Source organism: Bradyrhizobium sp. ORS 111 (assembly GCF_045571485.1).
GTDB lineage: Bacteria > Pseudomonadota > Alphaproteobacteria > Rhizobiales > Xanthobacteraceae > Bradyrhizobium.
In genome coordinates this window covers 5,751,268-5,775,818 of record NZ_CP120701.1, presented here as the reverse complement: position 1 = coordinate 5,775,818, position 24,551 = coordinate 5,751,268, and the positions used below count along the sequence as shown (strand labels likewise).

20 protein-coding genes and 1 tRNA gene are annotated in these 24,551 nt (G+C 64.2%); 6 read left to right on the top strand and 15 right to left on the bottom strand.

What is annotated here, in order from left to right:
- Positions 1–65 precede the first annotated feature (65 nt).
- From P6U30_RS26640 to P6U30_RS26600, 9 genes are all read right to left on the bottom strand, one after another.
- Positions 66–902: a nucleotidyltransferase domain-containing protein gene (locus P6U30_RS26640; protein ID WP_407165833.1), complete on the bottom strand. Its 837-nt coding sequence runs from the start codon at positions 900–902 to the stop codon at positions 66–68.
- Between the two features lie 44 nt (positions 903–946).
- Positions 947–2,188, bottom strand: coding sequence for a class I SAM-dependent RNA methyltransferase (locus P6U30_RS26635; protein ID WP_407165832.1), 1,242 nt, complete (start codon positions 2,186–2,188; stop codon positions 947–949).
- Positions 2,181–2,936, bottom strand: coding sequence for a TlyA family RNA methyltransferase (locus P6U30_RS26630; RefSeq protein WP_407165831.1), 756 nt, complete (start codon positions 2,934–2,936; stop codon positions 2,181–2,183). Before P6U30_RS26630 ends, P6U30_RS26635 begins: the two co-directional genes overlap by 8 nt.
- Positions 2,933–3,505: a nucleoside 2-deoxyribosyltransferase gene (locus P6U30_RS26625; RefSeq protein ID WP_407165830.1), complete on the bottom strand. Its 573-nt coding sequence runs from the start codon at positions 3,503–3,505 to the stop codon at positions 2,933–2,935. Before P6U30_RS26625 ends, P6U30_RS26630 begins: the two co-directional genes overlap by 4 nt.
- Positions 3,506–3,536: 31 nt before the next feature.
- Positions 3,537–5,471, bottom strand: a complete 1,935-nt coding sequence (gene dxs, locus P6U30_RS26620) for a 1-deoxy-D-xylulose-5-phosphate synthase (RefSeq protein ID WP_407165829.1) — start codon at positions 5,469–5,471, stop codon at positions 3,537–3,539.
- Positions 5,472–6,038: 567 nt separating this feature from the next.
- Positions 6,039–6,290, bottom strand: coding sequence for an exodeoxyribonuclease VII small subunit (locus tag P6U30_RS26615; RefSeq protein WP_028334494.1), 252 nt, complete (start codon positions 6,288–6,290; stop codon positions 6,039–6,041).
- A gap of 153 nt (positions 6,291–6,443) precedes the next feature.
- Entirely contained in the window at positions 6,444–7,370 is a 927-nt protein-coding gene (locus P6U30_RS26610) for a histone deacetylase family protein (RefSeq protein ID WP_407165828.1), read from the bottom strand.
- A gap of 258 nt (positions 7,371–7,628) precedes the next feature.
- Positions 7,629–9,302 carry a bifunctional metallophosphatase/5'-nucleotidase gene (locus tag P6U30_RS26605; protein WP_407165827.1) on the bottom strand — a complete coding sequence of 558 codons (1,674 nt, stop codon included), beginning with the start codon at positions 9,300–9,302 and terminating at the stop codon, positions 7,629–7,631.
- Between the two features lie 61 nt (positions 9,303–9,363).
- Complete coding sequence (locus P6U30_RS26600; RefSeq protein WP_407165826.1) at positions 9,364–10,122, bottom strand: crotonase/enoyl-CoA hydratase family protein; 759 nt, start codon at positions 10,120–10,122, stop codon at positions 9,364–9,366.
- A gap of 387 nt (positions 10,123–10,509) precedes the next feature.
- Here P6U30_RS26600 and paoA point away from each other — a divergent pair, with 387 nt between their 5' ends.
- From paoA to paoC, 3 genes are read left to right on the top strand one after another with little or no spacing between them, the layout of a single operon-like run.
- The gene (paoA, locus tag P6U30_RS26595) at positions 10,510–11,157 is read left to right on the top strand and encodes an aldehyde dehydrogenase iron-sulfur subunit PaoA (protein WP_407165825.1); all 648 of its coding nucleotides are present in this window, start codon (positions 10,510–10,512) and stop codon (positions 11,155–11,157) included.
- Positions 11,154–12,104, top strand: a complete 951-nt coding sequence (locus P6U30_RS26590) for an FAD binding domain-containing protein (RefSeq protein ID WP_407165824.1) — start codon at positions 11,154–11,156, stop codon at positions 12,102–12,104. The genes paoA and P6U30_RS26590 overlap by 4 nt, the downstream gene beginning before the upstream one ends.
- Positions 12,105–12,144: 40 nt before the next feature.
- A complete protein-coding gene (paoC, locus tag P6U30_RS26585; protein WP_407165823.1) occupies positions 12,145–14,352 on the top strand; it encodes an aldehyde oxidoreductase molybdenum-binding subunit PaoC in 2,208 nt (735 codons plus the stop codon).
- A gap of 370 nt (positions 14,353–14,722) precedes the next feature.
- Here the strand turns inward: paoC and P6U30_RS26580 are convergent, their stop codons facing one another.
- Both P6U30_RS26580 and P6U30_RS26575 read right to left on the bottom strand, forming a co-directional pair.
- Entirely contained in the window at positions 14,723–15,286 is a 564-nt protein-coding gene (locus P6U30_RS26580; protein WP_407165822.1) for a DinB family protein, read from the bottom strand.
- 566 nt (positions 15,287–15,852) lie between these two features.
- Positions 15,853–17,631: an acyl-CoA dehydrogenase gene (locus tag P6U30_RS26575; protein ID WP_407165821.1), complete on the bottom strand. Its 1,779-nt coding sequence runs from the start codon at positions 17,629–17,631 to the stop codon at positions 15,853–15,855.
- A 229-nt stretch (positions 17,632–17,860) separates the two neighbouring features.
- Here P6U30_RS26575 and P6U30_RS26570 point away from each other — a divergent pair.
- Positions 17,861–17,935: transfer RNA gene (locus P6U30_RS26570), tRNA-Gln, on the top strand.
- A gap of 247 nt (positions 17,936–18,182) precedes the next feature.
- Here the strand turns inward: P6U30_RS26570 and P6U30_RS26565 are convergent.
- The gene (locus P6U30_RS26565) at positions 18,183–19,136 is read right to left on the bottom strand and encodes a helix-turn-helix domain-containing protein (protein WP_407165820.1); all 954 of its coding nucleotides are present in this window, start codon (positions 19,134–19,136) and stop codon (positions 18,183–18,185) included.
- 281 nt (positions 19,137–19,417) lie between these two features.
- Positions 19,418–19,930 carry a MarR family winged helix-turn-helix transcriptional regulator gene (locus P6U30_RS26560; protein ID WP_407165819.1) on the bottom strand — a complete coding sequence of 171 codons (513 nt, stop codon included), beginning with the start codon at positions 19,928–19,930 and terminating at the stop codon, positions 19,418–19,420.
- A gap of 449 nt (positions 19,931–20,379) precedes the next feature.
- Here P6U30_RS26560 and P6U30_RS26555 point away from each other — a divergent pair, with 449 nt between their 5' ends.
- Positions 20,380–21,909 (top strand): porin, encoded by a 1,530-nt coding sequence (locus P6U30_RS26555; RefSeq protein ID WP_407165818.1) that lies wholly within the window; start codon positions 20,380–20,382, stop codon positions 21,907–21,909.
- Positions 21,910–22,210: 301 nt separating this feature from the next.
- On the opposite strand, the gene P6U30_RS26550 is transcribed toward P6U30_RS26555, so the two are convergent.
- A complete protein-coding gene (locus tag P6U30_RS26550) occupies positions 22,211–22,432 on the bottom strand; it encodes a hypothetical protein (RefSeq protein ID WP_407165817.1) in 222 nt (73 codons plus the stop codon).
- Positions 22,433–23,514: 1,082 nt separating this feature from the next.
- On the opposite strand from P6U30_RS26550, the gene P6U30_RS26545 reads away from it, so the two are divergent.
- Positions 23,515–23,760, top strand: a complete 246-nt coding sequence (locus P6U30_RS26545) for a hypothetical protein (protein ID WP_407165816.1) — start codon at positions 23,515–23,517, stop codon at positions 23,758–23,760.
- A gap of 110 nt (positions 23,761–23,870) precedes the next feature.
- Here P6U30_RS26545 and P6U30_RS26540 read toward each other — a convergent pair whose 3' ends face one another.
- The gene (locus P6U30_RS26540) at positions 23,871–24,077 is read right to left on the bottom strand and encodes a hypothetical protein (protein ID WP_407165815.1); all 207 of its coding nucleotides are present in this window, start codon (positions 24,075–24,077) and stop codon (positions 23,871–23,873) included.
- Between the last annotated feature and the right edge of the window lie 474 nt (positions 24,078–24,551).

Below are 24,551 nucleotides of genomic sequence, written 5' to 3'. Positions count from 1 at the left end.
GTCCCGTCATTGCGAGCGAAGCAATCCATCGCACGGCGTACGCGGAAGCATGGATTGCTTCGTCGCTATCGCTCGTCGCAATGACGGCCACGCAGCTCGTTCTCCAACAAGCGTAGCATCCGCAATGCGTTCTCGTGCTGGCCTGATCCGATCGATTGCCAGACCTCTGCGACGCGCTCCGTCAGACCGCGGATCGTCACGGGAAAGCCTGCGGCCGCGCTCAGCGCGCCCTTTTCATTGATGAGGTACTGTGCGTTGAGAGCGAACAGCACCTGCCCCATGCAGGCGAGCGCGCGATAGGCGCAGCCGGCGACATGCGTGCTGTCGCCACGCGGCAGAGCGAGCTCGGCATTCTCGATGCTGAACAGGATTTCCCATTGAAAGCGCCGGATCAGCGCGTTGCGCAAGGCGGGCGGGTAGGGCGCGGTCCTCGCTTTCAGCCCCGCGACGACGCCGCTCGGGTCATGCAGGGGTTGGCACAGTGCGACCTCACCCATCCAGATCGCCGAGCAGAAGCCGTGCGGATGGCCCGGTTGGTAGTGCATGGCGATATCGCCGTTCCGGCAGGCGTCGATCGTCGCGCTCACCCTGTCAACGCTGCGATAGAGCAGATCGACCTTGCGGCCGCCGATCGATAGCCACGCACCGCCGACGATCCACGGGCCCCATTCGCCGACGGGAGTCACCTGCGCGGCGCCGGGCTCATCGGCGAGGTGCGCGATTGCTTCGCGGAGCCGATCGACGTCCAGAGGGGCGGCCTCCGTGTAATAAAGGCCGACGTCGTAGTCGGACGCATCGTGCGCCGTTCCGCGCGCCCGCGAGCCGCCGAGCATGATGGCGGCGACGCCAGGGACATCAGCGAGAACAGGTGTGAGGCGGGCGAGCAGCGGATCATGCGGCATGGAAGGCGCACTCTACTGCGCCCGGCGACATCAGTCACACGGCTTCAGCGCACCAACCGCGCCACCAGCTCGACATGCGAGCTGTGGCGGAACTGGTCGACGGGCGTGACGCCTTCGATTCTGTAGCCGCCCTCGATCAGGATCTTTGCATCGCGCGCGAAGGTGGCGGCGTTGCAGGACACCGCGACGACCACAGGCACCTTGCTCGCCGCAAGCTGCGTAGCCTGCGCCTGTGCGCCCTGCCGCGGCGGATCGAACACGACAGCATCGAAGTCGCGCAGCTCTTGCGACACCAGCGGGCGGCGAAACAGATCGCGCGCCTCGGCCTTGAGCGGCTTGAGCCCCGGCGTCGACTTCGCGGCCTTTTGCAGCGCTGCGATGCCGCCGGCATCGCTGTCGAGCGCCGCGACGCGCGCCCGCTCCGCCAGGCGGAGCGCGAACGGGCCGACGCCGCAAAACAGATCAGCAATGTGTTTTGCGCGTCCGCAACGCTCGATGACCAGCGCGGCGAGCGTCTCCTCACCCTTGCCGGTCGCCTGCAGGAACGCGCCCGGCGGCAGCACGACCTTCGCCTTTCCGATCGCGACCTCCGGTGAGCCGCGCATCAGCACCAGTTCGCCGTGCCGCGTCAGCCGCGCCAGCCGGTGTTTCTCCGCGACGCGCGACAAGGCGGTGATCATGTTGGTCGGCAGCGCGCCGGAGCCGCGCACGTCGATGTCGAGGCCGTTGAGCGTCGCGGTCACCTGGATGTCGAGCGGCTTGCCGATTTCCGTCAGCGGTTCGGCGATGGCCCAGGCCGCCTCGAGCGCGCCGTCGAGCGCCGGATCGAGAATCGGACAGCGATCGATCGGGATGATCTCGTGCGAGCCCATCGCGGCGAAGCCCACCTTGAGGATCTCGTGGGCGACCATGCGGGCATGGAGCGTCGCACGGCGGCGTCCGACGCCGTGGGCGTCAACCAGCGGCGCGACCTCGGCCGCAATCTTCGCCTGCGCCAATGTCTCGACGACGATGTTGCGCTTCCACGCGTGGTAGCCTTCATCATCCCAGTGCTGGATCGCGCAGCCGCCGCAGACGCCGAAATGCGGACAGAACGGCGCGATGCGCTCCGGGCTGGCGCGCGCGACCCGCACCAGTTGCCGCCGGTCGGGATGGCGACCGGGGACCTCGGCGACCTCGACGATCTCGCCGGCCAGTGCGTAGGGCACATAAATCGACTGTGCGCCCTCGATCGCGACGCCGTCGCCGCGGTGGCCGACATGGTCGATGGTGAGCAGCTCAGCCACGCCGCGCGCCGAGAAAGAACTCGATATTGCCGTCGCCGCCCTTGATCGAGGACGGGAACACCTGGATGTCGGTGCAGCCGAGCGAGGCGGCGAAAGCGGCGATGTCGTCGCAGATTTCCTGGTGCACCATCGCATTGCGAATGATGCCGCGCTTGGAGTGTTTGCGCGCAGCCTCGAACTGCGGCTTGATCAGCGCCAGCAGATGCATCGGCGCAGCGGCGAGCGCCAGCGCCACCGGCAGCACCGCTTTGAGCGAGATGAAGCTGACATCGATCACGACGATGTCCGGCCGTGCCGGCAGGCGCTTGCCTTCGAAGCTTCTGATATCGGTCTCTTCCATCGAGACGATCTTCGGATGTCCCTGCAGCGAGGGGTGTAGCTGGCCGCGGCCGACGTCGACGGCAAACACGAGGCTCGCGCCGTTGGCGAGCAGCACCTCGGTGAAACCGCCGGTCGAGGCGCCGACGTCGAGGCAGACATGGCCCTCGACGTCGATCGGATAGTGCTCCAGCGCGCCGGCGAGCTTGACGCCGCCGCGCGAGACGTAAGGGTGCGCGGGCTCGGCGGACAATTCGGCGTCGGGCGCCACGATCTCGGAGGCCTTGGCGACGTGCTTGCCGCCGGCCGTGACCAGGCCGGCGTCGATCGCCGCGCGCGCCCGCGCCCGGCTTTCGAACAGGCCGCGCTCGACCAGCAGCACATCGACGCGCTTGCCGGCCGGCCCATGGCTGTCGCCGCTCCCGGTCAATTGGTGAAGCCCGGAAAGCGTTGCGCGCGCGGGCCGGCGAGCCGCACGCAGGCCTCGAACGAAGCGAGATCGTGCCAGATATCCTGCGGCGCTTCGCTTGGTGTCACCAACGGACTGCCGTGCAGATCGAGCGCGTGTATCATCATCAGATTGTCGGGCAATCCAAATTCTTCCACCGTGAGCCCCTCCGCATCGATCAGGCGTCCGTCGGTCGCCTCCGCGACCTGCTGCAGCCGCGCCACGCGATTGGCGTAGGAGGCGGGATCGTTCGAGTAGGCGAGGCACAGCTTGCCGCGTCCCGCCATGTAGCCGAGTTCGTAGACAGTGCCTGCGTCGGCACTTGGGCCGCGAAACGGCGTCAAGTTGGCGATGATGGCGTCGGCGGACTCCATCATCGCTTCGTTGCTTTTGAAAATGGTAAGCGACGCGCTGGTGGCCGCATGGCTCGCCGCATTGTCGAGCGGATAGAGCCCGGTGTGTCCATGCAGCGCGCAAATCTCCGCCTTGCGGCGGCCGATCTCCACGGCATCCGGCAGGAACACGTCAGGACCTGCCAGATAGATGATCATGGATTTGCCGGCGCCAAAGCGCCGCCCGGGACTATGCGAGCTTCACCGTCTCGGACTTGAAATCCTTGCCAAGAGTGTCGAACACCTTGGCAACGATGCTCTTGGCGTCGAGCCCGGCGCGGGCATACATCGCCGCCGGCGTGTCGTGGTCGAGGAACACGTCGGGCAAGACCATCGAGCGGAACTTCAACATGCCGCTGTCGAGCATGCCGTGGTCGGTCAGCAATTGCACCACATGCGAGCCGAAACCGCCGATCGAGCCTTCCTCGATGGTGATTAGGATCTCATGCTCGCGCGCGAGCTTCAGGATCATGTCCTCGTCGAGCGGCTTCATGAAGCGCGCATCGGCGATGGTCGCCGAAAGGCCGTGGGCGGCGAGCTCGTCGGCGGCCTTCTCGCATTCGGCGAGACGGGTGCCGAACGAGAGCAGGGCGACCTTCTTGCCCTCGCGGATGATGCGGCCCTTGCCGATCGGCAGCGGGACGCCGACTTCCGGCATCTCGACGCCGCGGCCTTCGCCGCGCGGATAGCGCAGCGCGCTCGGGCGATCGTCGATCGCGACCTGCGTCGCCACCATGTGAACCAGTTCCGCCTCGTCGGACGCGGCCATGATGACGAAGTTCGGAAGACAGCCGAGATAGGCATTGTCGAACGAGCCGGCGTGGGTCGCGCCGTCGGCGCCGACCAGACCGGCGCGGTCGATCGCGAACCGGACCGGCAGGCTCTGGATCGCGACGTCGTGGACCACCTGGTCATAGCCGCGCTGCAGGAAGGTCGAATAGATCGCGCAGAATGGCTTGTAGCCTTCAGTGGCGAGACCGGCGGCGAAGGTCACGGCGTGCTGCTCGGCGATGCCGACGTCGAAGGTACGGTCGGGGAACGCCTTGTTGAAGATATCGACGCCGGTGCCGGAGGGCATCGCCGCGGTGATCGCGACGATCTTGTCGTCCTTCTCGGCTTCCTTGACCAGGCTCTGGCCGAACACGTTCTGGTAGGCCGGCGCATTCGGCTTGGCCTTGGCCTGGGTGCCGGTAGCGACGTCGAACTTGACCACGGCGTGATATTTGTCGGCGGATGCCTCGGCCGGGCCATAGCCCTTGCCCTTCTGGGTCACGACGTGAACCAGGATCGGCCCGGTTTCCATGTCGCGGACGTTCTTCAGCACGGGCAACAGGTGATCGAGGTTGTGACCGTCGATCGGGCCGACATAGTAGAAGCCGAGTTCCTCGAACAGCGTGCCGCCGTCCATCATGAAGCCGCGGGAATATTCCTCGACGCGGTTGGCGCGGTTGGCGAGGATCTTCGGCAGACGCTTGTTGATCTGCTTGGCCGCCTCGCGCAGCGTGCGGTAGGTCTTGCCGGAATAGAGCCGCGACAGATAGGCGCTCATCGCACCGACCGGCGGCGCGATCGACATGTCGTTGTCGTTGAGGATCACGATCAGGCGGGAGTTCATCGCGCCGGCGTTGTTCATGGCTTCATAGGCCATGCCGGCCGACATCGCACCGTCGCCGATCACGGCGATGACGTTGTTGTTGCCGCCGGAGAGGTCGCGCGCCACCGCCATGCCGAGACCGGCCGAGATCGAGGTCGAGGAGTGCGCGGCGCCGAACGGGTCGTAATCGCTCTCGGTCCGCTTGGTGAAGCCGGACAGGCCGCCGCCGGTGCGCAGCGTGCGGATGCGGTCGCGCCGTCCGGTCAGGATCTTGTGCGGATAGGCCTGGTGGCCGACGTCCCAGATCAGGCGATCGCGCGGCGTGTCGAAGATGTAGTGGATGGCGGTGGTCAGCTCGACCACGCCGAGGCCGGCGCCGAAATGCCCGCCGGTCACCGACACGGCGTCGATGGTTTCCTGGCGCAGCTCGTCGGCGACCTGCCGCACCTGCTCGATCTTCAGCTTGCGCAGGTCTTCGGGCGTGCGAATGGTGTCAAGAAGCGGCGTCTTACTAAATGTGGTCACAGCCATATTCCAATTTTGCATGCCGGGACAACGGCCCCGCGCGAGAAGGGTTGCGCGCATTCCGCGCAGTGAATGACAGACACTGGGTGCCGCCCCGGCGGCGCCGGTGCCTGGTTTGAAAGCCTAGATGCACTCCGGATTGAACCACGTGATAAGCATCACTTTGGTCGCTCTTCACCCGTCCCGGTTCAGTTTTATCGAACCATTTGAGGTGCTTGCCGCCGGAAGAATCTGGCTGCCCGCGACCCTCAAATGCCCATAGAACTGGAAGCATTACACCAAAGTTGTGGCCAAAGCCAAGCCGCTCGGCACGCTGGGTTCCCATGCCTCACGCCAAAAAAGCTAGATTTTTCAATGGTCGATCAATGGTTGGCAGAGCCGCTGCGTTCCATTGTGATCATTTGGCGGCAAGCCGGCCGCTCGGGATCAGCCGATCAGGCGGGCGGAGAATGTGCACGCGAAAGCGCCGGCGGTGGCGATCGCCATCCCCCGGACGCAGACATGCGCAGCAACAATTGCCAGTTGGCGCGATCGCGCTAAGCGGCCGGCTTGTCGCGACCGCCGCGCGCGGCGCTACTGCACGTCGAGTGGCTCGGTACCGGTCGGCTGACCCGAGGCGTCGGTGGTGATCTTGTCGACGCGGGCTTCGGCCTGGCGCAGCAATTCCTCGCAACGGCGCTTCAGCGCCTCGCCGCGTTCATAGATCGCGACCGATTCCTCGAGCGGGACCTTGCCGTCCTCGAGCCGCTTGACGATCGATTCCAGTTCCTCGATCGCGCGTTCGAACGACAGCTTCTTGACGTCGGCTTGAGTGTTTTCGGCCATCTCGTGTTCCCGGTTGCACAGACGTGTTTGAGCATGATCTCCGCGCAAACGCTATACGCCTGTCGCGAGCGAAAACCGGTTCCCGCCGTTCGGGACCATGCTCGTCCCGCCGCAGAATCAATCGAATTTTTGCGAGCTTATTGTGGCGAGGATTCAAGCGTCCATCAATGCGCTGACGTGGGAAGCCACCGACTCTTTCAATCCCTGCAGATCGTAGCCGCCTTCCAGCACCGACACCACACGGCCACCGGCGCTCTTGTCGGCGATGTCCATTAGCTTGCGCGTCACCCAGCCGAAATCGTCGACCTTCAGATTGATCGACGCCAGCGGATCGCGATGATGCGCGTCGAAGCCGGCCGAGATGATGATGAGTTCCGGAGAGAACTGCTGCAGCCGCGGCAGGATCAGGTTCTCGAACGCGGCGCGGAACCTGGCGCTGCCGTCTTCCGGCGCCAGCGGCGCATTGACGATGGTGTCGTGCTCGCCGCGCTCGCCCATCGCGCCTGTGCCAGGAAACAGCGGCATCTGGTGCGTCGAGCAATACATCACCGTCGGATCGGCCCAGAAGATGTCCTGCGTGCCGTTGCCATGATGAACGTCGAAATCGACCACCGCGGCGCGTACGATGCCGTGCTTGCGTTGCGCGTGGCGCGCGGCGATCGCGGCATTGTCGAAGAAGCAGAAGCCCATCGGCGTCGATTTCTCGGCGTGATGGCCGGGCGGCCGCACCGCGACGAAGGCATTGCGATGCTGGCCCTTCATTACCGCATCGGTTGCGGCGAGCGCGCCGCCGACACCGCGCATCACCGCTTCCCAGGTGCCCGGTGACATCGATGTGTCGCCGTCGAGATAGATCATGCCCGAGGTCGGCGCGACGTGGCGCAACTCGCCGACATAGTGCTCGCCATGACAGAGCAGCACGGAATCCAGGTCGCCTTCCGGCGCCTGATCGCGCACCAGCGCCTTGAAGCGGTCCTCGGCCAGCACCTCGTCGACCGCGCGCAGCCGGTCGGGACGTTCGGGATGTCCAGGTGGGGTCAGATGGTTGAGGCAAGCGGAATGCGTCAGAAGCAGTGTCATGCAAATTCCCGGCGCTACCGATGCGCGTGCGAGGAAAAGCCAATGTAGGCCCTTACCGTCGCTCCGGAAAGCCCCGGCTCCGTCGATCCGCCCTCATTCTCCCCAGGAGCGGTTGCGCGGACAGAGTTCAGCTCTTTCCGCGTCGTTGCGAGCGCAAGCCAAGCAATCCCATTGTCACCGCGCGCGAAAGCATGGATTGCTTCGCGGAGCCTGTTATCGGGCGCAATGACGGCATGCACGGTGTTCCGTGCGCCTCGCTCAGTTGATCTTCTCGATACGATGGCCCGCCGCCGGTCCCACCGGGCTGTTGGCCTTGAAATAGGCATAGAGCGCGTCGACGTCGTAGACCCCGAACTGCCGCGCTGTTCCGCTTTTGAACACAGTGAAACCGTCGCCGCCCTCGGCGAGATAATTGTTCACGGTCACGCGATAGCTGGTGGCCGGGTCGATCGGCTTGCCATCGAGTGACATCCGCGCGGCGACAATGCGCTCGCCGTCGGGCTTGGTGGCATCCCATGCATAGGAAAAGCCCTTGGAGACCTGCAGCGGACGCGGCCGTTTCGGGTCGGCCCATTGCTGCTCCAGCGCGTCCTTGAGCTGGCTGCCGGTCAGCGTCATCGTCACGAGCTGGTTGCGGAACGGCTGGCTGGCGAAGATGTCGGCATAGGACACCGCGCCGTCCTCGCGCCTGGTGATGTCGGTGCGCACGCCGCCGGGATTGGTGAAGGCGATCACCGCGCCGCCATTCGGCTCCGCGCTGGTCGCCAGGAGCTGCGCGTCGGCAACGATATCGCCGAGCGGGCTTTCGCCGGCCTCGTTCGGCGTGCGCGACAGCGTCTCCGTCACCCCGCCTGCGGCGCGGTTGGCGATCGGCGCGGCCAGCCGGTCGTAGGCTTCGAGCAGCGCGCTCTGCTCGGGATCGCGCTCGAACCCGTTGAGGCGGACGATGGTGTTGTCGGCTTTGGCGCTGATCACGTCATGGGACTTCGGATCGAGCTGAAGGTCGATCGCGGTGACCAGCGTGCCGTATTTGTCACCGGAGGTGACGAGACGTCCGTCGATCGCGCAGACATAGGCCTGATGGGTATGACCTGAGATCACGACATCCACGGCGCGATCGAACTTCTTGACGATATCGACGATCGGACCGGAGATGCCCGGGCATTCATTGTAGTCGCCGGTCGGGAAGCCGCCTTCGTGGATCAAGACCACGATCGCCTCGACGCCCTTCGCCTTCAACTCGGGGACCAGCGCGTTGACGGTTTCGGCCTCGTCGCGGAATTCGAGGGTCGCAACGCCGGCTGGCGACACCAGGTTCGGCGTGTTCTTCAGCGTCAACCCGATGAAGGCAACCGGGACGCCGTCGAACTCCCGGATCTCGTAAGGCGGAAACACCGTCTTGCCGGTGGTCTTGTCGAGCGTGCTGGCGGCCAGATAGTGGAATTTGGCCCCTAGGAAGCGATGCGGCCCCTGGCATTGGTCGACCGGATGGCAGCCGCCGTTTTGCATCCGCAGCAGCTCGTCCTTGCCCTCGTCGAACTCGTGATTGCCGACCGAGGAGATCGCGAGCCCCATCATCGACAGCGATTCGATGGTCGGCTCATCGTGAAACATCGCCGACAGGAACGGGCTGGCGCCGATCAGGTCACCGGCTGCGACGAAGATGTTGTTCTTGTGCCCCTCGCGGAGCTGCTTGACGGCGGTTGCCATCCGCTCGGCGCCGCCGGCGGGCACCATGATCTTCTTTGTCTTGTCGGCGGGATCGGTGATGCGGATGCCGCCCGGCGGCGGCCGCAAATAGCCGTGGAAATCGTTGATCGCGAGAATGCGCAAATCCACCGGCGCCGCGGTCTGCGCCGGTGCGGGACCGGCCGCGAAGGCGGCGAGTGAGCAGATGGCGGCGGCGAGGAGCGAACGGCGGGGGCGTTTCATGACCTGTCCATGGAACACGGCATCATGACGCCGCGCCACGACATTTTTGCGACGCGAATGTTCAACCCTTCGTGCGCGCCATGAACGTCTTGAAAGCGGTGATCGCTTCCTGGGAGCGCATGCGCTCGGCGAACACATGATTCTCCTGGTCGATCCGGCGAGTGACGTCCTCGGGCGGCAGCCGGAGCAGCCGGCGGGAGATTGCGACTGCATCGGGCGGCAGCGCACAGATCTCCCGCGCCACCTTGCGCGCCTCGACCTCGGCATGGCCCGGCGCCACCACCGTGTTGACGAACCCGGCATCGCGGCCGTCATCGGCCGTCATGGTGCGTCCCATTACAAGCATCGCGAACGCGCGCTGGTGACCCATGCTGCGCGGCATCAGCAGGCTCGAGGCACCCTCCGGCACCAGGCCGAAACTGGAGAACGGGGTCGAGAACAGCGCAGTCGTGCTGGCGAGCACGTAGTCGCAGTGGAACAGCATCGTGGTGCCGATGCCCATCGCAGCCCCGTCGACCGCCGCGATGATCGGCTTGACGTTGTGGGCCAGCGAGTAAAGGAACTTGACCAAATCGGAGGCAGGCGATGGCTGGCCGGATGTGCTCTGCTCGAGCAAGTCTTCGATGTCGTTGCCGGCGGTGAATACGCCGGAGCCGCCGGTGACGATCAGGCAGCGGATCTTCGGATCGTTCTGCGCCGTGTCGATCGCTTCGCGCATCGCACGAAACATCTCATGCGTGATCGCGTTCTTCTTCTCAGGCCGGCGCAGCCGGATCACACGTGTGGCGGCTTCATCGGTCACGATCACATGCGCGGTCATATCAGACGGTCCTGCGGTCGGCGGGCGGCCAGTTCGTGCCCGTCGTCATCCTACATGATCTTCTGCAGGCCCAAAGGGTTTCGTGCTGCTTTTCCCTTTCGACGCGCATGCGAATGATGCACCGGCCCGCGCGATGCTTTGTCACGGAGCTCCGCGCCTGGTCTGCCCTGCAATGGTCACATCGCCTGCGGTTTTGTTTCGGCGGCTTGCGAGAAACATTCCGCAGCCGATCGCATTCACACCATGCGGCCCGCAGACATGTTCGGATGTCAGTCCTGTTGCCGGTTCCGGCCTCGATCGCGGCTGGGCACCGGAAGAACGAGCGGCACGAGCAGGAGCCATTCTCAAAGGGTGTGCCAGGTGTGCCAAATGCCTCAGGAGAGCCGAATGCAGATTTCCGGCTATTTGGAACTATCCCGACGCCATCTGTTGATTGTCGGAGCCGCTTCGCTTGCCGCGTCGTCCGTCGCAACGCGCGCGTCCACGGCGGCGACCAACCCAACAACCCCGACCGGAGCGCCCGTGATGACGAGAGTGTCCCTTGACGTGAACGGCGAAACCCATCAGCTCGAGCTCGACACCAGGACCACGCTGCTCGATGCCTTGCGCGAGCACCTGCATTTGACGGGCACCAAGAAGGGCTGTGATCACGGCCAGTGCGGCGCCTGTACCGTCATCGTCGACGGCCGACGCATCAATTCCTGCCTGACGCTCGCCGTGATGCATCAGGGCGATGAGATCACTACGATCGAGGGGCTGGGCTCACCGGAGCATCTGCATCCGATGCAGGCGGCGTTCGTCAAGCATGACGGCTACCAGTGCGGCTATTGCACGCCCGGGCAAATCTGCTCGGCGGTCGCCGTGCTCGACGAGATCCGGGCCGGTATCCCGAGCCATGTGACCGGTGATCTCAATGCGCCGATGCGACTGAACAATGCCGAGCTTCGCGAGCGCATGAGCGGCAACATCTGCCGCTGCGGCGCCTATTCCAACATCGCCGAGGCGATCACTGAGGTCGCCGGGAGGAGCGCATGAGAACCTTCAGCTATGAGCGCGCAGCGTCGCCGGGCGCGGCCGCCGCGGCCGCTGCGCAGACTGCGAATGCGAAATTCATTGCCGGCGGCACCAATCTGCTCGACCTGATGAAGCTCGAGATCGAGACGCCGGCGCACCTGATCGACGTCAACGGTCTGGCGCTGGATCGGATCGAACCGACGCCGGACGGCGGCCTGCGCATCGGCGCGCTGGTCCGCAACACCGACCTCGCGGCAGACGCGCGGGTGCGCCGCGACTATGCCGTGCTGGCGCGCGCGCTGCTGGCTGGCGCCTCCGGCCAGTTGCGCAACAGGGCGACCACCGCCGGCAATCTCCTGCAGCGGACGCGCTGTCCGTACTTCTACGACACCAATCTGCCGTGCAACAAACGCAAGCCCGGCAGCGGCTGCGCCGCAATCGGCGGCTTCAGCCGACAGCACGCAGTGGTCGGCAGCAGCGATGCGTGCATCGCGACCCATCCGAGCGACATGGCGGTGGCGATGCGTGCGCTCGACGCGATGGTGGAGACGGTGCGGCCGGACGGCACCGCACGGATGATCCCGATCGCCGAATTGCACCGGCTCCCGGGCGACCATCCCGAGATCGAGACCACGCTTGAGCCGGGCGAGTTGATCACCGCCGTGGTGCTGCCAAAGCCGGTCGGCGGCGCGCAGGCCTATCGCAAGGTTCGCGACCGCGCCTCCTATGCCTTCGCGCTGGTCTCGGTCGCGGTGATCGTGCAGCCCGACGGCTCGGGCCGCGTTGCGCTCGGCGGCGTCGCGCACAAGCCATGGCGCGTCGAAGCGGCGGAGGCGGAACTGCCGCATGGCGCCAAGGCCGTCACCGCCCGGCTGCTCGCCGACGCGAAGCCGACACAGGACAACGCATTCAAGCTGCCGCTCGCCGAGCGAACGCTGTCGGCGGTGCTGCGCGAGGCCAAGGCCTAGAACAAGACCTGGTATCGAGGCCTAGATAAAGGGTTAGAGCATGCGTTTCGAACATCCAGCCACCTTCAATCCGATCGATCAGCTCAAGGTCGTCGGCCATCCGACCAGCCGGATCGAGGGACCGTTGAAGACGACGGGCACCGCACCCTACGCCTATGAACGGCACGACGTCGTGACCAATCCGGCCTATGGCTATGTGGTTGGATCGGCGATCGGCAAGGGACGGATCAAGGCGATCGATGTCGCCGCCGCCGAGTCGGCGCCAGGCGTGCTTGCCATCGTTACCGCGGAGAACGCTGGAAAGCTCGACAAGGGCGAGCGCAACGCAGCGCCGCTGCTCGGCGGCCCTGAGATCGCGCACTACCATCAAGCTGTCGCCGTGGTCGTCGCCGAGACCTTCGAGCAGGCGCGGTCCGCAGCGCAACTGGTCCGGGTTGATTACGCGCCGGGCGACGGCCGCTTCGACCTTGCAGCGTCGCGGGACAGGGCCTTCATTCCCGATCCCAAGATCGGCGGCCCGGCCGACACTGCGGTCGGCGATTTTGCGGCGGCGTTCGCCGCCGCCCCAGTCCAGCTCGACGCGACCTACACCACCCCCGATCAGGGGCATGCGATGATGGAGCCGCACGCCTCGATCGCCAAGTGGGAGGGCGACAAGCTGACGGTCTGGACCTCCAACCAGATGATCGCCTGGGGTGCGACCGACATGGCGAAGACGCTCGGCATTCCCAAGGAAAATGTCCGGCTGATCTCGCCCTATATCGGCGGCGGCTTCGGCGGCAAATTGTTCCTGCGCGCCGACGTGCTGCTCGCCGCGCTCGGGGCCCGCGCCGCGGGCCGTCCCGTCAAGGTGACGCTGCAACGTCCGCTGATGTTCAACAATACCACGCACCGGCCGGCGACGATCCAGCGCATCCGCTTCGGGGCCGAACGCGACGGCACAATCACCGCGGTCGGACATGAGAGCTGGTCCGGCAACGTGAAGGACGGCGAGCCGGAGGTGGCGGTCAATCAGACGCGGCTGCTCTATGCCGGCGCCAACCGGATGAGCGCGATGCGGCTCGCCGAGCTCGACCTGCCCGAGGGCAACGCGATGCGGGCTCCCGGAGAGGCCTCGGGCATGATGGCGCTCGAGATCGCGATTGACGAGCTCGCCGAGAAGCTCGGCATGGATCCGATCGAGCTGCGCATCAAGAACGATACCCAGGTCGATCCTGAGCATCCGGAGCGGCCGTTCTCGCAACGCCAGCTCGTCAAATGCCTGCGCGAGGGGGCTGCGCGGTTCGGCTGGAGCCGGCGCGACCCGCAACCCGCGAAGGTTCGCGACGGACGCTGGCTGGTCGGCATCGGCGTTGCCGCAGCCTTCCGCAACAATCTCCTCACCAAGTCTGCGGCGCGCGTGCGCGTCGACCAGGACGGCAAGGTGACGGTTGAGACCGACATGACCGATATCGGCACAGGCTCCTACACCATCATCGGGCAGACCGCGGCCGAGATGATGGGCGTGCCCCTAGACCAAGTGGTGGTTCGGCTCGGCGACTCCGATTTTCCGGTGTCATGCGGCTCGGGCGGGCAGTGGGGCGGCAACAACTCCACCGCCGGCGTCTATGCCGCCTGCGTCAAGCTGCGCGACAGCATCGCGCAGAAACTCGGCTTCAACTCCGCCGAGGCGGTCTTCGCGGACGGTGTGGTTCGCGCCGGCAATCGCAGCGTGCCGCTGGCGCAGGCTGCCGGCAACGGCGGCATCTCGGCGGAGGATGCCATCGAGTACGGCGACCTCGCCAAGACCTATCAGCAGTCGACCTTCGGCGCGCACTTCGTCGAGGTCGGTGTCGATGCCGATACGGCGGAGGTGCGTGTGCGGCGGATGCTCGCGGTATGCGGCGCAGGCCGCATCCTAAATCCGACGGCTGCGCGCAGCCAGGTGATCGGCGCGATGACCATGGGCGTCGGTGCGGCGCTGATGGAGGACCTGGTGGTCGACAAGCGTCACGGCCTGTTCGTCAATCACGACCTCGCCGCCTATGAGGTGCCCGTCCATGCCGACATCCCGCATCTCGACATGATCTTCCTCGATGAGACCGACCCGATATCGTCGCCGATGAAAGCCAAGGGCGTCGCCGAGCTCGGCATCTGCGGCGTGGCGGCTGCGGTGGCCAACGCGGTCTACAACGCGACCGGCGTGCGCGTGCGCGACTATCCGATCACGCTCGACAAGCTGCTCGGAGGACTGCCGGAGGCTGCGTAAGCGGTGGCGCGGCCACCGCGAGGCAATCAAGCTGCCAAACAGGGCCTCGGTTCCAATCACCCTGGTTCCCGATCCGCAGCCGCCATTCGCGGAAGCTCGCCAGGTCGGTTCCGCACGCAGCGACAAACCAATCAGACCGAATTCGCCAAAATCGTTCCGGCGATTCACTTGGGTTGTAGCCGGAACCCGACGACGCCAGCACCATGCTGTCTTTCCAGTAGGCGTAGGCGTCGGGTAGTGGGAGGCGCAATATGGAAGCATTGTTGGAGCGCGAGTTCTGGATTGTCATGACGTTCGGCCTTTCGCCCCTGGTGATTGCCACCGCCGTCTTCACCTACCTGAGTTGGTAGGCAGCTCGCCTCGGCTGCGGTCACCCGCCCCACACGACAGCTTCGGTCCACCCCAGTTCGGCGAACTCTCTTGCCCTGAGCGGCGCTTCGCCGGCGGCAAAGAACTCGTCGAGTTGCGGCGGCACGACGCTCGTTGCGGAGAGCATGGCGTGGGCCTGGCCGCGATGATGGATCGCGTGCTGAAAGAGATGCATCAGCAGACGGTCGCGCCGCTCGATCTGGATCGTGGTGTCGCGATTGATCCGGACGACATCGCTTAGCCGGCCCGGCGTCAACGCATCGCAGACGGCAATCAGGCGCTGATCGATCGCGCGCTGCGCCGGCTTGAGCTCCGCGACCGACGCGTAGGGGACTTCGCTCGCCCAGGCCTTTGGCCCGAGCCAGCCGCCCTCCAGCGCGTCGACGTAGAAGAGATCGATGACGTAGATGTGGTTCAGCGTCCGCTGCAGGCTCGGGAAGAAGCCCGTCCGCTCGGCGGCAAACTCGGCCTGACTGAGCGAAGCGCACGCAGTGAGAAGGCGGTGGTTGGCCCACGCGTTGTTGTAAGCGAAGGCGCGATAGGTCTGAACAAGATCGGCCGGCATGTCGGTCCTCACCGGATCGGGGTCACGCCAACGGTTTTTAGCATGCATGGCAGCGAAAAACGCGCGCGTTGCCGTCGCAGCCCCCGCCATCCCTGCGCCCTTGTTCAAGAGAGGCGAAACGAAGTGCAAAGCTCTGACAAATCCTGTCGCGAGAACGCGATGCGGTGTCCTCATCACAACTGTCGTCGCCCGCGAAGGCGGGCGGGCCAGTATTCCAGAGGCCGCAGTGATTGATCCGAGAGGCCGCAGCGTACTGGATCCCCGTATGCGCGGGGGATGACGGCGGAGCGATGGGTTGCTTCGCTGAGCTCGTCATCGGGCGCGCGCTCGCTCGACCCGTTGGCTCCTCGCAATGACGGCCGGGGACGTCGCGCGAGAACTATCCCCACCGTCGTCCCGGCCGAGTGCGCAGTTGCGCACGGGGGCCGGGACCCATTACCCCGAATGTTCATTTGTTGCACGACGCTCGGCGCCCCGATCCCGTCCATCAGCGGGTCCGGTGGTAATGGATCCGGCCCCCGTGCCCAACGGCGCACTCGGCCGGGACGACGAACGGAGACGATCGCCTATCCCGCCAGCACCGCGTCAGCAGCGTTCACGGCGTCCGCACCGTCGGTCACCGTCCGCTCCAGCGACGGCGCCTGCACGGCGATGTTCTCGGCGAAGAAGCGTGCCAGCGCGATGTAGCGCTGCGGCTCGGCTTCGGCGTTGGACTTCGCCGCCAGAGCTTCGCCGGCCAGCATGCAGCCGCCAAGGGTGGCGCCGAACAGCCGGAGATAGGGTGTGGCGCCGGCGAGCGCGTCGTTCGGCGCGGTCGCGAGCCGTTCGAGCAGCCATTTGCTGGTGCGCCCGAGTGCGGCATGCGCGTTGCGCAGCTTGGCTCCCGTCGTGCCGAACGCCGGATCGTTGGAGGCCTCGACCTGCTTGATCACAGCGGCAAGCTCATCGAGCAGCGCCCATACCGAGGCGCCACCATTGGCGCCGAGCTTGCGGGTGACGAGGTCGATCGACTGGATGCCGTTGGTGCCCTCGTAGATCGAGGTGATGCGGGCGTCGCGATAGTGCTGCGCGGCGCCGGTCTCCTCGATGAAGCCCATGCCGCCATGAATCTGGACGCCGAGATAGGCGACCTCGTTGCCGATGTCGGTGGAGAACGCCTTCGCAATCGGCGTCAGCAGCGCGCCGCGCGCGGCGGCGTCAGCGCGCACCTTGGCGTCCTTGGCGCGCACGGCAATGTCGAGCGCGACCGCAGTGGCGTAGCAGATCGAGCGGGCGGCGGCCGTCATGCTGCGCATCTGCATCAGCATGCGCTTGATGTCGGGATGCACGATGATCGGATCCATCCCGTCGCCCTTGCGGCCGACGGCTTTGCCCTGACGGCGCTCCTGCGCGTAGGCCAGCGCCTGCTGGTAGGCGCGATCGGCGATGCCGACGCCCTCGAGGCCGACGCCGAGCCGTGCCTGGTTCATCATCGTGAACATGCAGCGCATGCCCTGGTGCTCCTCGCCGATCAGGTAGCCGATCGCGCCGCCCTTGTCGCCCATGGTCATGGTGCAGGTTGGCGAAGCGTGGATGCCGAGCTTGTGCTCGACGCCGGAGGCGTAGATGTCGTTACGCTCGCCCAGCGAGCCGTCGGCGTTGACCGGGAATTTGGGCACCAGGAACAGCGAGATTCCCTTGGTGCCCGCGGGTGCGTCGGGCAAGCGCGCGAGCACGAAATGCACGATGTTGTCGGTCATGTCGTGCTCGCCATAGGTGATGAAGATCTTGGTGCCCTTGATGCGGTAGGTGCCGTCTGCTGCCCGCTCGGCGCGGGTGCGCAGCGCGCCGACATCGGAGCCGGCGTTGGGCTCGGTGAGCTGCATCGTGCCGGTCCATTCACCGCTGATCATTTTCGCCAGATAGATACTTTTCAGCTCCTCGCTGCCATGGGCATCGAGGGCCTCGATCGCGGACAGCGTCAGCAGCGGGCAAAGGCCGAAGGCGATGTTCGACGCGCTCCAGATCTCGGTGCAGGCGGCGTTGATCGCGAGCGGCAGGCCCTGGCCGCCGAAGGCTTCCGGTCCCGACACCGCGTTCCAGCCCGCGGCTGTCCAGCGCTGATACGCGTCGGGCCAGCCGGGCGCGGTCGTCACCTTGCCGTTGTCGAGCTTGATGCCGTGCTCGTCGCCGACGCGGTTGAGCGGGGCCAACACGTCGGAGGCGAACTTACCAGCCTCCTCCAGCACGGCGGCGGTGATGTCGCCGTCGAAATCACCATAGTGGCCGGCCTTCACGGCGGCCGCGAGCCCCGCACCGTGATTGAGGGACAGCAGAATGTCGTTGATTGGGGCACGGTAGGTCATGGCGTTGCTCCAGGCGAGGCGTCTGGGGTTTGTCTTCCCATGAAACCCGCCGCCTCTCAACTCTCTGAAGCCGGCCGGTTTCGGGCCGTCGCGACGCCCCACTAATATCGCCCCATTAATATGATGAGAGCGCCATCGTCCCACGGCTTTCGCGTGATTTCGGTCGGCGCCCTGTTGAAATGGCCGCGCTCACTCTATAGACCGGCGTTGCCCTCGATCGGCGCGTTGTTGGGGCGTAGCCAAGCGGTAAGGCAGCGGATTTTGATTCCGCCATTCGGAGGTTCGATCCCTCCCGCCCCAGCCAAGATCTATCATACTGAGAATGCTCAAGAAATCGGCTTGACTGGGAGCCGATGCCGAGCACAGCGACACACCCAGCGGCTCTGAGGTGGCTCGCTGCCGCGCGGGTGCCGATTCCCCGGGCCGTCGACAAGCGGGCACCCGGACCTACGCGCCGGAGGCCCGGACGGTGTCACAGAGAAAGTCGCCGGGCGGCGAGGAAACCGCCGGTCGGAGAATGACGAGGTCTTCATGCCTTCCGCGCGGCATCTCTAAGCGGCGTAACCGAGGGTCTGCGAGGGATACTCACCGAACATCGCGCGGTAATATTGCGAGAAGCGGCCGAGTTCGGAGAAGCCTTGCCGAAGTGCGACATCCGTGACCGTGGTGTCTCTCGGACCGCTATCGCGCAGGATGGAGTGAATCGCGCAGAGCCGTTTGTGACGCAGGAACGTCACCGGCCCAATGCCGAACACCTCGTGGAAAGCGCGATGCAGGCTGCGCCGCGACAGGCGAAGCACCGAACAGATCTCCGAGACGTGGACCGGACGAATTCCGGCCTGTTGCAGATAGTCTTCGACATCCCGAACCAGTTTCATCGCCGACGGCAGGTGGCCGAAATCATCCGGCGGGAGCGAGGTCACGATCGTTGCGGTCAAGCAGTCGACGATCACGCGCTTCCAGAATTCCGCCGACGAACTGGTCAGCGCGCCGGGATGCCGCGCGAGATGCGAGACGATTTGCGGCAGCCTGTCCGCTGCGACCATGCCGATCGCATTGTTCGCGCGATAGTGGTTCTTCTCCCGCCAGGTTTCGGCATCGCTGAGCCGCGGCTCCCCGCCGAACACCGCGGGCAGTTCGCCCAGGTCGAAGCGGATCGCGGCATAGGACGAGGCGCTCTGGAAAACCCCGTCGTGCTCGCAGGCCGGCGGGATCACGAGCACGTCTGCCGGCCGCATGTCGAACGCCCAATGCGTGACGCGGCTCTTGGCGCCGAGCAGCATTCCAATGATCAGCTTGTCGTCGGTTGCGATGCGCTGCGTGCGGATACCGACGTTGAAGGTGCCGATGCTCAGCGAGAAATCGCCGATCCCGACATGGGACAAGGTGCCCCGCAGCTTGCCGCGCTCGAGCTGCATGACATCGACATGCGAGCCTTTGACCGCCTGATGAAGCCCCTCGAAGCCGTCCAGCTCGCCCGTGCTGACCGACAGATGTTCGCCCATCTCACCCGCCTGCAACCGCAACGCGATTATTCTATCCGCTCAAAGCAGTCGAAATCAGCAGCAGGCTCGCCCCTGCGACAACTTGTCGTGACTGCGCCAATTCGAATGACAGAATCATGACCGGGAATTGCGAGTGCAGGATTTGACCTTGTTTTTCAGAGAAAACGACGCGCGGAGTCTCTAGTTGATTGATCCGAAACATTTTCCATTAAGGCTTGCGTCGCCGTCGTGGGAGATTGGCACAATTTCGCTTGAGGTTGGCAGGATGCCAGGACACAGCCTTAAAAATCGTAGGTCAGCGCGACCCTCATGCACGCCTTTTCGAGGCGGCTGTTGAGCGTGGCGAGCTTGGCTGAGAACTCCGCGAGCTCCTTTTCGCTGAATTCGTCGAAGACCAATTCCCTGAACGTGTCGTATTGCTCGGTGAGGCTTGCCAGGTGTTTCTTGGTCTTGTCGGTCAGCGACAGCCGGACCACCCGGGCATCCGATGGCGAGGGCGCGCGGCGCAGCAGCCCTTTCTGCTCCAGCATCTTCGACTGGGGGGTCACGAAGGAAGGATCGACGCGGAGCAGTTTCGACACCACGTTAACCGGCACACCCTCATTCTTGTCGAGGTCCGAGACCGCCATCAGGATCATCCATTGTGGGCCGGTGATGCCAAGCGTCTTCCCCCAGAGCTGGCGGACCTCTTCGAGGTGGGAGTTGATGGAGGAGATCTCGAGGGTGAAGCGTTTGATGATGTCGAGATTTTCTATGGCGCGTTGACGCGTCGCATCCGTCCTTGTCGCTGACACAGCTTCCCCTTCCTCGTGCCCGGCACAGCTTTTCGCTGCTTTGATTCTTGTGGCCCTTGTGGGCAGCCAGGATTGTTCATGCTAGGCGGGCGCGGCGCAAGTGACCTTGAATGATTTGTGATACTTCTGCGACACTCAAGATTCTTTCGGTGCGACAAATTGTCATTTGAAGGCAACGGGGTGTGGAGGGCGTTGCCGTTGAGCCACAGTGTGACCTCATTCGTATAGCTGATTTTATAAACCATTTTGATTGGCAGTTCGGCGCGGGCATATTGATCCTCGGCGGTAGGGGAATCTCGATCGTCCCGTTTCGTTCGATCACTCATGTTCACCCTCTCCTGGGGAATTCATCTGGAGGCGTGAACGCGCTGAATGGTTTTGCGACATGCGGGGGATCTCGGGGCGCTCGCGGCCCGGACTCTCCGCATATGAGCAACTTGGAGGTTAATATGAAATTGGTGAAGAGCCTTATCCTGGGCTCGGCGGCTGCCCTCGTCGCAGTCGGCGGCGCTCAGGCGGCTGATCTTCCCGTCAAGGCCAAGGCGGTCGAGTACGTGAAGGTCTGCTCCCTGTACGGCCCCGGCTTCTACTACATCCCGGGCACCGACACCTGCATCAAGCTGGGCGGCTATCTGCGCGCCGACGTTCTGGCGAACACGAACTCCGTCGCCGGCCCGAACTACAACGGCGCCAACGGTGCCAACAACCGCTTCACGAACGGCTACACCTGGCGTTCGCGTGAAGACCTGAACATCGATACGCGTACCGCGACCGAGTACGGCGTGGTCCGCACCTATTTCGACGCGGTGTTCACCTGGACCTCGGACACCTATGCCGGGCTCGGCAACGGCGCAACCGTTTACGCCCCGATCGGCACGTCCCCCGGCGCGGGCAACTCGAGCTCGGGCCTCGTCGCTGCTGGTTCGCTCGGCGTCTACTACGCCTTCATCCAGTTCGCCGGCTTCACCATCGGTAAGGCGGTCTCGCAGTTCGCTGCTCCTTGGACCGGTTATCCGGGCAACAACTTCGACGGTCTCGTCGGCGGTGCCAACACCACCACCGGTGTGAATCAGTTCACCTACACCGCGCAGTTCGGCAATGGCGTATCGCTGTCTCTGTCGGCTCAGGATCAGGTGCAGTACTCGCAGGCTGGCGTGAACAACATCAGCGCTGGCGGTGCGTTCGGTGCCAACGACTTGGCCGGCACGATTGCGCCGGACCTGATCGCGTCGCTCAAGGTCGACCAGGCTTGGGGTCTGTTCCAGGCGTCGTTCGCGGCGCATGACAACCACGCGGCCTACTACAGCGGCACCGAGGTGAGCGGTCATCCGGATGACAAGTGGGGCTGGGCTGGTGCGCTGGCTCTGTCGATCAAGAACATCCCGACCGGACCTGGCGACGTGATCAACATCCAGGGCGTGTATACGGATGGTGCGACCCGTTACAACATCCAGGATCTCGCCAGCCAGGCGGGCGCGATCGCCATCTACGGCGGTTCGAACCTGCCCGGCGTCTACGGCAGCGTCGGCTTCGGCACCGCTCCTGACACGGTGTTCATTGCCGGCGGTCAGCAGCAGACCATCAAGACCTGGGGTATGCGCGGTGCGTACACCCACAACTGGGATCCTTACTGGAACACCAGCCTCTACGGTGCTTATGCCGCGGTCATGTACAACGACACGGCTAAGTCCTATATCTGCGGCGTTGGTGGCGTGGGCGGCTCGTTCCGCACCGCGTTCGGCGCTGGCGTGACCACCTGCAACCCGGACTACAACCTGGCGCAGATCGGTGTGATCACCCGGTGGACCCCGGTCAAGAACCTGACCTTCTCGGCCGACGTGACCTACTCCCACCTCGATCAGAAGTTCGCGGGCGTGGTCACCACGTCCTCGACCGCGATCGCCAAGCCGCTCGCGACCTACGAGCTGAAGGATCAGGATACTGTGATGCTGCTCCTTCGCGCTCAGCGCAACTGGTAAGGCCGGTTGATCTGATCACGATGCAAATAAGAACCCCGGCAGGAAACTGCCGGGGTTTTTGCCAAAGATGAGAGACCGACCTTGCGGTCTACGCGCTAAACGAAGATTAGCCATGCGATTCATCTGCGATCGAATTCATTTACTTAGCTGACTTACTAAAATATATAAGCAGCGGCCAACATATGAATGATGGCTCTTAGCTTCGTGCTAAGCCTCCCAAACCTCCGGCAATGCCCTGCCGGAGGTTTTTGATTCTGCTCCTTGGAACGACGAACAAGCGCTTCTCAGAGACCAGCATCGGTCACCGAACTTCCAGCTCCTTGATCGCCTGAGCCGAAATCTCTGCGGGATCGTCGATGCCGGCTTGCGCAACCTTGATGATTGCTTTTGCGATCATATCCGTAAGCGGATCGTCGCCATCCTTGACGCAGAGCGTTTGTAGCGTTTGCCGGTAAGCCGTCATGATACGGCTGATTTCTTTCGGCTTCATCTCGCGGATCTGCAAATGCAGGTAGCTCGACACGTTCTCACCTCCCAAGCCCATGCAAGTGATCGTACCACCGGCAGCCGTTTACGGGTTGCGAAGCGATGAGAGCGCGAAAGTCGGCGCTGCGGTGGCACCGGACCAATGACGAACTCGCAAACGATGGTGACCCCCTTGCGTTGCGATTCAGCAGGCAAGTGGCGGGTCACGATCCGTTCTCAGATCCCATAAGTCTTGCGACGACTCCTTGAGGTTGACTATGCAAATCGTGCCAGACTTCGGGCTTTGCGATCGTCTTCGGTCAAAACGGCCTCAACGTCTTTAATGTCGGAAATCTGCTGTTGCGAAGAAGGATCGAGATGGCTTCAGAGTCCAGTGACGTTGGCGGCCAAACTGGTTGGCCAGGTGTTCCGTCGATGCGCGATGGTCGATAATAGGTGCTGGCGAAATATCATCACCCGGATGCCGCGTTCCTGTCACATCGGGTCCATGATCGGGTGCACTAATTGGCGCGTCAAGGGATCGAAGGGCGCGGCGGATGTACCCGGCCCGATGATCTCCAGTGGCCCCAGCGTCCGACAGACGCTGGGGCCGTTGCTTTTGGGCATGTTCACTTGCGCCGATGTTGGCACCTGAATGCGCGGCGGAAATCACACTTCGGCCCGAGGTGACTTGGCCGTGACGCTTCAACGAATTTGCCTGGAGGCGGTTCGCGGCGTTGCATCAAACGCGATACCTGGACTCTTCCTGTCCGTCGCTTCACGGCATATGGTAGCCCGCCGTTCAGGCGGTCTATTCATTTGCCGCCTTTGCAGAGGCGGAGAAAATATCGCGAACTCGTTCACCTCGAGATGCCTCGAGACGATCTGTTCTAAATTCAGCCAATATGTCTCTGCCGGACCGTCGAATTGCCGCGTCTACGACTCTTGCGTGGGTTCCTCCTGGTGCGACGCGCCGCCTCCCGCACCGCGTTGACCTCTCTTCGCAAGGACCCGAGGGAGCTCTCCCACTCGCTGGGCGGTGTCTTGTCCGGACATGTGACGCGAGGTGTGAACATGTTCGTACCTTGACGCGCTCGCCGTTGGACCAATGCTGGGCAATGTGAGAAGCGGGTTCAAGCCATGGAGAACCTCCGCTCGATCGTGGCCCGCTTCCCGCGTCGCGAACTTGATATTCGGCGTCGCTTCATTCGTGACGAGCAGTTTAGAGGGATTTGCGCGGACTATGAGGAGACGATGCGAGCACTCCGCCACTGGCAACCAGCGGCCAGCGAGGGAGATCCCGAAGGAAGTCGAAACGCCGCGGATCGCGAACAGGTTGTCGCGGAATTGAAACAGGAGGCCTTGGCCCATCTGAACGAGCCATAACTGGCTGGGCTCTCCGTCCAATGCTTGTCGCCGACCGCAACGAACTCAAGCAAACGATCCGACGCAGATGCGGCATCGAGCCATGCCCCGTCGCGCGACAACAAATCAAATCACTCAGGTCTCAGCGCATTCCAGGCTGAACTAAAGCTCTGGCCGGTGCCGCAACGCGCTCCGCCAACCGCGAACTTGAACTTGACCTCCCAACCGCGACCATCTTGGCGGATGATGTGCACCGCCGACCATCCAAACCCGCCAACCTCACGTCTCCACTCGCGCAGCATTAGTATCAATTCTTTCTCTTCGATATTCACTGCCATTCTCGGCATCGTCACCACCATCACTGCGCACCGCCGGCTGCACCGGACGCTCGCCAAAGCCAAAAGCCACACTCAACGCGACAACACGCTTAGGTTTAAATAGTCAATCATGCCACCGTGAGCGGGGCAAGCTTGGTGAGCGCGCGCACGCTGAGCCAGGTGTCGCTGTGCGCGACACGTAAGAGCAAGGAAGCGATGGCGGGCGAGGCGAATTGGAAACGGCGATCAGTCTTGAATGGATGTGAAGAGACGCCGGCAAGCCGACGTCTTGCTCGCGAGCTTTGCGGCCCGTTGCGACGACGCGACCCGCGCTTGCTCGATGATCGCGAACGGAACAGCCGGCGTCACGGTTCCCCGGCAATGGTGGCCGCCGCATGGGGCTGGGGGCCGTGAGGGATGCGCCAAACCGCCATGCCGAGGAAAGCTAGCCTTGAACCGGATCGTGTGCACCGGCAATGGGCGTTCATGGTTTTG

Coding starts and splice junctions, on each gene's coding strand:
- P6U30_RS26640 (WP_407165833.1), bottom strand. CDS start 902: ATGCCGCATGATCCGCTGCTCGCCCGCCTCACACCTGTTCTCGCTGAT.
- P6U30_RS26625 (WP_407165830.1), bottom strand. CDS start 3,505: ATGATCATCTATCTGGCAGGTCCTGACGTGTTCCTGCCGGATGCCGTG.
- dxs (WP_407165829.1), bottom strand. CDS start 5,471: ATGGCTGTGACCACATTTAGTAAGACGCCGCTTCTTGACACCATTCGC.
- P6U30_RS26615 (WP_028334494.1), bottom strand. CDS start 6,290: ATGGCCGAAAACACTCAAGCCGACGTCAAGAAGCTGTCGTTCGAACGC.
- P6U30_RS26610 (WP_407165828.1), bottom strand. CDS start 7,370: ATGACACTGCTTCTGACGCATTCCGCTTGCCTCAACCATCTGACCCCA.
- P6U30_RS26605 (WP_407165827.1), bottom strand. CDS start 9,302: ATGAAACGCCCCCGCCGTTCGCTCCTCGCCGCCGCCATCTGCTCACTC.
- P6U30_RS26600 (WP_407165826.1), bottom strand. CDS start 10,122: ATGACCGCGCATGTGATCGTGACCGATGAAGCCGCCACACGTGTGATC.
- paoA (WP_407165825.1), top strand. CDS start 10,510: ATGCAGATTTCCGGCTATTTGGAACTATCCCGACGCCATCTGTTGATT.
- P6U30_RS26590 (WP_407165824.1), top strand. CDS start 11,154: ATGAGAACCTTCAGCTATGAGCGCGCAGCGTCGCCGGGCGCGGCCGCC.
- paoC (WP_407165823.1), top strand. CDS start 12,145: ATGCGTTTCGAACATCCAGCCACCTTCAATCCGATCGATCAGCTCAAG.
- P6U30_RS26580 (WP_407165822.1), bottom strand. CDS start 15,286: ATGCCGGCCGATCTTGTTCAGACCTATCGCGCCTTCGCTTACAACAAC.
- P6U30_RS26575 (WP_407165821.1), bottom strand. CDS start 17,631: ATGACCTACCGTGCCCCAATCAACGACATTCTGCTGTCCCTCAATCAC.
- P6U30_RS26565 (WP_407165820.1), bottom strand. CDS start 19,136: ATGGGCGAACATCTGTCGGTCAGCACGGGCGAGCTGGACGGCTTCGAG.
- P6U30_RS26555 (WP_407165818.1), top strand. CDS start 20,380: ATGAAATTGGTGAAGAGCCTTATCCTGGGCTCGGCGGCTGCCCTCGTC.
- P6U30_RS26545 (WP_407165816.1), top strand. CDS start 23,515: ATGGAGAACCTCCGCTCGATCGTGGCCCGCTTCCCGCGTCGCGAACTT.
- P6U30_RS26540 (WP_407165815.1), bottom strand. CDS start 24,077: ATGGCAGTGAATATCGAAGAGAAAGAATTGATACTAATGCTGCGCGAG.